Origin of the sequence: Kocuria sp. PD6 (assembly GCF_031844145.1) — a bacterium.
In the GTDB taxonomy this organism is placed as follows: domain Bacteria; phylum Actinomycetota; class Actinomycetes; order Actinomycetales; family Micrococcaceae; genus Kocuria; species Kocuria marina.
Map to the genome: position 1 here is coordinate 1 of NZ_JAUZUS010000035.1, position 1,430 is coordinate 1,430.

General features: G+C 70.1%; 1 protein-coding gene. It reads left to right on the forward strand.

Going from position 1 to position 1,430, the window contains the following annotated elements; genetic code table 11:
• Window positions 1–86: 86 nt before the first annotated feature.
• Complete coding sequence (locus Q9R22_RS13260; protein WP_207387849.1) at window positions 87–1,424, forward strand: ISL3 family transposase; 1,338 nt, start codon at window positions 87–89, stop codon at window positions 1,422–1,424.
• Window positions 1,425–1,430 lie beyond the last annotated feature (6 nt).

A 1,430-nucleotide genomic window follows, 5' to 3' on the forward strand; every position in this document is an offset into this window, starting at 1 on the left:
GGCCCTTCCCAAATGAGTGTGGGTAAGGGCCCAAGCGGGGTGCGTGTCACGGGGGTCGGGTAGGGGTCGAGGCCTCCAGGATGGGGGTGCTGAATCCAACCGTCCTCGAAGGCCTCGATGTGTCCCATGCTATGTGCGCGCCGGCGTGCGCGCTCTTCGACCTGCCCGATGTCCACGTGCTCACGATCGAGCGGCACCGCTCCTCGTTCACCCTGGTGGTCGAGACCGTGCCGTCACTGGTGGGCTGTCCGGCTTGCGGGGTGCTCGCCGTCGGCCATGGCCGGGTGGCGGTGCTGCTGCACGACCTGCCTTGCGCCGGGGTGCCCGTGCGGGTGGTCTGGCGCAAACGCCGCTACCGCTGCCATGAGACGGCGTGCGAGGTGACGACCTTCAGTGAGGTCCACGAGCTGGCGGCACCGCGGGCCAAGCTCACCACCCGCGCGATTGCTTGGGCGGTGACGCAGCTGCGCTGCCACGACATCGCGGTCTCGGCCCTGGCCGAGATGCTCGGGGTCGCCTGGAACACCGTCTGGGACGCCATCACTCCAGTCATCGAGGCCCAGCTGGCCGCGGAGGATCGGCTGGCCGGGGTGGACGCCCTGGGCGTGGACGAGCACGTCTGGCGCCACGTGGGCCCACCCGGCACTGGGCTGGTCACCGGGATCGTGGACCACTCCCGCGGCGAGGACGGCCGGCCCCGGGCACGACTGCTGGATCTGGTGCCCGGGCGCACGGGGGCGGCCTACGGCGACTGGCTCATCGAGCAGGGGCCGGCGTTCACGAGCGGGATCCGCACGGCGACGCTGGATCCGTTCCACGGTTACGCCAATGCCATCCGCGACGAGCTCCCGGAGGCGATCACCGTTCTCGACGCTTTCCATGTGGTCAAGCTCGGCGGGCAGGTCGTCGATGAGGTCCGCCGCCGCGTGCAGCAGGACACTCTGGGCCACCGCGGGAGAGCCGGGGACCCGTTGTACGGGATCCGCCGCACCCTGCAGATCGGCGCCGAGCACCTGACCGAGAGGCAGGTCCGCCGACTCAACGCGAAGCTCGAGGCCGGGGACCCGCATCACGAGGTCACCCTTGCCTGGCATTGCTACCAGAAGCTGCGCGCGGTCTACCACGCCCGCCCCGAGCAGGGGCGCCGGCTCGTCGCCGAGATTCTCGGTGCCTTCCCGTCCTGTCCCATTCCGGAGATCGCCCGGCTCGGACGGACCTTACGCCGGTGGAAGGCCGCGATCCTGGCCTACTTCGATACCGCAGGAGCCTCGAACGGGCCCACGGAAGCGGTCAATGGCGTCATCGAGACCATGCGTCGCGTCGCCCGCGGCTTCCGCAACTTCGACAACTACCGGTTACGGGCTCTGCTCGCCGCAGGCGGTCATCGCCCCTGGCGGAGAACCGCTACCCACACTCAGCTGTGAAGGCCC